Raw genomic sequence first — 5,386 nt, forward strand, 5'->3', positions numbered from 1 at the left:
CCGCTTAGCCATTGACGGACTGCAAAAGGCGGATGCCACCTGGGATTTTCCCAGTTCACGAGTCGGCCTAGGACAGGGCTATGGGCGCAAAAATCGTCATCCATCGATAAAAACGCGTGAACTGGAGGGCAGACCGGCCCATTGTCCGTGTGCGTATTGAGGCCAGAGCGTGTGCATCTTACAGAACCAACCAACCAACCAGCTCCTACGAGATACTGAGCCGTATCCGAGCCGACGCGTGCCACGCACTGCTGTGGGCCCTTAGTGCCCAGCTGACGGCCAGCGACAAACCTGCATCAGGCGCAACGTGGTGGCGGTAAAGCTCGGAGAAGTGTTATGCGCTCTTAAAGTCCTTAAACGATCTTGTGCGGCGTGGCCAACCGACACCCTATTGCGCCCACAGGACGAAGCCCTGCTCCAAGCTGTTCCAAATAACAGGCATTACGCAAAACGCAAAACCATTGGGTCCGCTGATGATTCTAACACCAGGTTCACGCGGTGATCTAAGCCACTCCGATTCCCCAGATTACTCCACGGCCAGCGCAAGTTTGGTCATTTCAGCGCCCATCACCTGGGCGGAAGCGTCAACAAAAACAATGAGCAAGACGATCCTTAGTGAGAAAATCCCATTTGCATCCGATGCCCAACCTCCATTGGGACTGGCCAAAGATGCGAAGCTGCAATGGACCTAGCCGAGCTTGACGAGCGGCGTTTTAATATATAATGTCCATTTTATCTCCGAGGGTGACTTCCTGCGATTGAGCCGACCATCGCAATGGCGCCTAGCGAGAAAACTCGTTATCTTTTTCGCGACTATCGCTCACCAAGAGTAGGTTCGCGAACAGAATTTATTCTTGATTCAAAGGGATAGGTAAATGGATCTGGGGCTAGAGAATAAGCGTGTTCTAATTACAGCGGGTGCTGCCGGTATTGGAAGGGCGGTAGCAGAACGCTTTGCTGCAGAGGGCGCCAAAGTGCTCGTCTGCGACGTAGACCCCGCAGCTATTGAGAGTGTCCAGCCAGACACATGCATTGTTGCCGTGGCCGCTGACGTTTCGAAATCCGAATCGGTGGCTAGACTCTTTGAAGAGGTTGATCGCCGCCTCGGGGGGCTGGACATCTTAGTAAACAACGCTGGAACCTCCGGTCCAGCGAAGCCAGTGGAAGCTGTGACTGACGATGAATGGAGAAGCACCATTGGTGTAAATCTGGACGGCGCGTTTTATTGTTCGAGGTCAGCAGTGCCGCTCATCAAAGCAGCAGGGGGAGGATCCGTCGTAAACATGTCCTCAACGGCTGGCTTCCTGCCGTTTTCACTACGCTCGCCTTATTGCACCGCTAAATATGGCGTCATCGGTCTCACAGATGTTTTGGCGATGGAGCTGGGCCAGCACAACATCAACGTGAACGCGATTTGCCCCGGTGCTGTCGATACACCAAGATTGGAACGTGTGCAGCAAATGGCTTCGAAATCACGCGGAGTGCCAATTGAGCAGATCAAGCAAGCAGAGCTCAAAATGTACTCGATGAGGCGTCTGGTGAGTGTCCAAGAAATTGCGGGCATGATTCTGTACCTTTGCAGTCCTCCGGGTCGAATTATCTCGGGTCAGTCGATTGCAATCGACGGTCAAACAATCTCTTCTGAATACTAAAAAACGCCAATAGTTGTTGGCCGAGGCGCCTTGTGGCGCGTTCACCCACGCACTCTTGAGGAAAAGATCAATGCCGCTATCCATTAACCGTGAAGTCTTTATCACATGCGCCGTTACTGGTGTGGGGGATACAGCAGGAAAGTCGCGCAATGTACCCCGTTCGCCAAAAGAAATCGCCGCCGCCGCCGTTGAGGCAGCCAAGGCGGGCGCCGCGGTGGCCCATATTCACGTTCGGGATCCTGAAACAGGGGCACCCTCTCGCCGAAATGATTTATACAAAGAGGTCACTGACCGCGTGCGACAGGCGGATATCGACATTGTGCTAAATATTACCGCCGGAATGGGCGGCGACCTAATATTCGGTAGCGTGGAGCAGCCGTTTCCTCTGGCCTCCACCAGTGATGTTGTCGGTGCCTCGGAACGGTTTAGTCACATTGTCGAGTGCGCCCCAGAGATCTGTACGCTCGATTGCGGCACGATGAATTTCGATGTCGGCGATTATATAATGACGAACACTCCGTCGACACTTCGCGCGCTGGCCAAGATGATGACGGATTTCGGCGTCCGGCCAGAGATCGAAGTTTTTGATACGGGGCAATTGTGGTTCGCCAAGCAGCTGGTTCAAGAGGGCCTCATCGAGGATCCAGTCCTGGTTCAGCTCTGCATGGGATGTCCTTGGGGATCGCCGAATGATCTCGACCACTTCTTGGTGATGGCCAAGAGTGTTCCTTCGAACTGGACGTTCTCCGCCTTTACGATAGGTCGCGACGCGATGGCTTACCCTGCGGCGGCCGTGCTGGCTGGCGGCAACGTGCGCGTCGGCCTCGAGGACAACCTCTACGTGGCCAAAGGTCAGTTTGCAACCAACGGCCAGTTAGTCGAGAAGGCGGTCAATATCGTCGAGAACATGGGTGCCAGGATCATCGGTCCTGAGGAAGTTCGTCGGAAACTCAAACTCACCAAGCGGTAAGTGCCATGTTTCCTGCAAGCCAGCAGGTCATCACGACCTGCTGGCTTGTAATGCTCGCCCTCGACTCAATGAAGTTGCAATTGCAGGAAGTGAAGAGCGCTCATGGCCAAAATTAATCAGGCGGCATGCATCGGGGGCGGCGTTATAGGGGGCGCTTGGGCTGCCCGCTTCGTCCTGGCCGGCATCGATACGAGAATCTTCGATCCGCATCCGGAAGCTCAGCGGCTCATGTCCGAAGTCATGGCGAATGCCGAGCGCGCGTATGAGATGCTCACGCGCGCGCCCCTTCCCGTCAAGGGCACTTTAAGTTTCAGCGGGTCGATCGAGGACGCCGTGCGAGGCGCAGAGTGGATTCAAGAGAGTGTGCCGGAGAGGCTTGATCTCAAGCGCAGCGTGCTCGCCCAGATAGACGCTGCCGCTGATCCCAAGGCGCTGATTGGCTCTTCGACTTCCGGCCTGATGCCGACCGATCTCCAGCGCGACATGAAGCACCCAGAGCGCATGTTCGTCGCTCATCCCTACAACCCTGTGTATTTGCTCCCGCTGGCCGAACTTGTCGGTGGCCAGAAAACCACGAGAGCGGTGCTCGAAGACGCCAAGGTCAAGCTCGCAACGATAGGCATGACAGGGCTGATCATCAACAAGGAGATTGAAGCATTGGTCGGCGACCGCCTTCTGGAAGCCTTCTGGCGGGAAGCCCTCTGGCTGATCAAGGACGACGTCTGCGATGCCGAAACGCTTGATAATGTGATCCGCTACTCGTTCGGTCTTCGCTGGGCGCAGATGGGCCTCTTCGAGACGTACCGCATAACAGGCGGCGAAGCCGGCATGCGCGACTTTCTTTCCAAGTATGGTTCCAGCCTTTCGTGGCCTTGGAGCAAGCTGACCGATGTAGTCGACCTCGACGCTGATCTTGTTGAAAAGATCGCCGTCCAGTCTGACGCCCAGTCGGGGCAGCGTGGCATTCGAGAGCTCGAACGCATCCGCGACCAGAACCTCGTCGGAATCATGCAGGCGCTAAAGGTCGGTGACGAGGGGCGGGGCTGGGGCGCCGGCAAGCTGCTGGCTGAGTTCGAGGCTCATCTCTGGAAGACGGCGCCAACACTTCGGGCGAATCCAAGTAACGGGGCATTAAAGCTTCTCGAACTGAAAGTTCCTGCCGCTTGGATCGACTATAATGGGCACATGACCGAATACCGGTACACCCAGTGTTTCGCCGATGCTTGCGACGCGCTGCTCCAATTGATTGGTGCCGATATAGAGTATGTGAAGGCCGGTCACAGCTACTACACGGTGGAGAGTCATGTTCGGCTCCTTGCTGAAGCGAAGCTCGGGGATGCACTTTACGTCAAGGCCCAACTCCTGCCGTCGGACGGCAAAAAGATCCATACCTTTATGTGGCTGTATCAAGCTTCCGACGAAACCCTGCTGTCGACTTACGAACAGCTAATGCTCCATGTTTCGTCGAAGGAGAACCGCTCCATTCCCCCACTGCCTGAGGTGATGAGGAAGCTCAAGCCTCTCATCGAGGCCCATGCGGTCCTCCCGGCTCCCGATGCGGCGGGACGGTCGGTTGGGCAAAGGAAGTGATTACACCCTTAATGTGGAGGACGGTATGGCTTTGTCTTCAGACGCCGATTTCGGCCGACAGAGACAAGCCCCTTTGCTCGTCGTGCCGAGATTGCGATCATTTCCTCACGACAACGAGCGTATGACTGGGTGACCTCTGGAGAAAGGATGCAAGGGCCTTCAAAGATTAGGCGAAACGGGCCGTTCTTTGAAATCGTTCTGGACCGGCCGAAGGTCAATGCAATCGACCCAGGCACCTCACCGGTGGAGGAAAAGTTCGTACAGTTGCCGAGCGCTGGCGAAGTGCGCAGGGTGGCATTGAGGGCGAAATCGAGTTCGTGGCGACCGGAGCAATCGCAAGCCACACTCGAGCTTGGTGAGCGGATTTCCAAGGCGACCCACGATCGCGATCGCTTGCGCAATGTCGCAAGGGAATAATTCCCGGCTTGGCCCGCGCCGCCCGTAGCAACTAACCTGAATATCTCAAGGTAAGGGGTGCATCGGCCCCAAGAATCTCTGAAACTCCTTTTGTAACAAAGAGTTATCAGATTCAGGAACGGGGTCCGATGCACCCCTTACCTTGAGATATTCAGGCTAGCTGGCGGCAACGTGCGCGTCGGTCTCGAGGACAACCTCTACGTCGCCAAAGGTCAGTTTGCAACCAACGGCCAGTTAGTCGAGAAGGCGGTTAATATCGTCGAGAACATTGGTGCCAGGATCATCGGTCCTGAGGGAAGTTCGTCGGAAACTTAAACTGACCAAGCGGTAAGTTCCATGCTTACTGCAAGGCAGCAGGCAGCTGAAGTGTTTCACCGTGAAGGTTTCACACTGAGTATTGCGCAATCGAGCCGGGGGGAAGCATAATGACGTCGAGAACGCTCACAATCGAGCGGCCGCCCTTGACTCGTTAGAGAACACTATCGTCCGATTGCGGAGGTTATCTGGAGCCATGTTGAGCATCATCCAACATGCTTCGATGATCGGGTCGCGCGCCTATCACTGATGATCTGGTACATGGAGCGGCATGAGCCACTCAGATTTGACGAAATCGGGCCGCCTCAACACGATCCCTCGGCTCGTCGACAGTGGGCCGTCCTGCTCGGTGCGTGCCGCGAGCAAACCGCTCTCGCATCTTGTCCTTCATTCCCTCCATCGGTACGTACTGCCGCAGTTCATAGATCATTATGTCAGTCAT

At 55.7% G+C, this 5,386-nt stretch carries 3 protein-coding genes and 1 pseudogene; all 4 read left to right on the forward strand.

Annotation, left to right across the window (positions count from 1 at the left end):
• The first annotated feature begins 875 nt into the window (after positions 1 to 875).
• Positions 876 to 1,652: an SDR family oxidoreductase gene (locus NKH50_RS28860; RefSeq protein ID WP_352882569.1), complete on the forward strand. Its 777-nt coding sequence runs from the start codon at positions 876 to 878 to the stop codon at positions 1,650 to 1,652.
• 70 nt (positions 1,653 to 1,722) lie between these two features.
• On the forward strand, positions 1,723 to 2,622 hold the full coding sequence (gene bcoG, locus NKH50_RS28865) for a 3-dehydrocarnitine:acetyl-CoA trimethylamine transferase BcoG (RefSeq protein WP_352882571.1): 900 nt from the start codon (positions 1,723 to 1,725) through the stop codon (positions 2,620 to 2,622).
• Between the two features lie 102 nt (positions 2,623 to 2,724).
• Positions 2,725 to 4,212 (forward strand): carnitine 3-dehydrogenase, encoded by a 1,488-nt coding sequence (locus NKH50_RS28870; RefSeq protein WP_352882573.1) that lies wholly within the window; start codon positions 2,725 to 2,727, stop codon positions 4,210 to 4,212.
• Between the two features lie 573 nt (positions 4,213 to 4,785).
• Positions 4,786 to 4,960: pseudogene (locus NKH50_RS28875) on the forward strand (3-keto-5-aminohexanoate cleavage protein); the annotation flags it as partial.
• Positions 4,961 to 5,386: the final 426 nt, after the last annotated feature.

Source organism: Mesorhizobium sp. M1027, from assembly GCF_040318745.1.
Classification (GTDB): domain Bacteria; phylum Pseudomonadota; class Alphaproteobacteria; order Rhizobiales; family Rhizobiaceae; genus Mesorhizobium.

What these genes read in the sequence shown, in the direction of transcription:
- NKH50_RS28860 (WP_352882569.1), top strand. Translation starts at nt 876, where the DNA reads ATGGATCTGGGGCTAGAGAATAAGCGTGTTCTAATTACAGCGGGTGCT.
- bcoG (WP_352882571.1), top strand. Translation starts at nt 1,723, where the DNA reads ATGCCGCTATCCATTAACCGTGAAGTCTTTATCACATGCGCCGTTACT.
- NKH50_RS28870 (WP_352882573.1), top strand. Translation starts at nt 2,725, where the DNA reads ATGGCCAAAATTAATCAGGCGGCATGCATCGGGGGCGGCGTTATAGGG.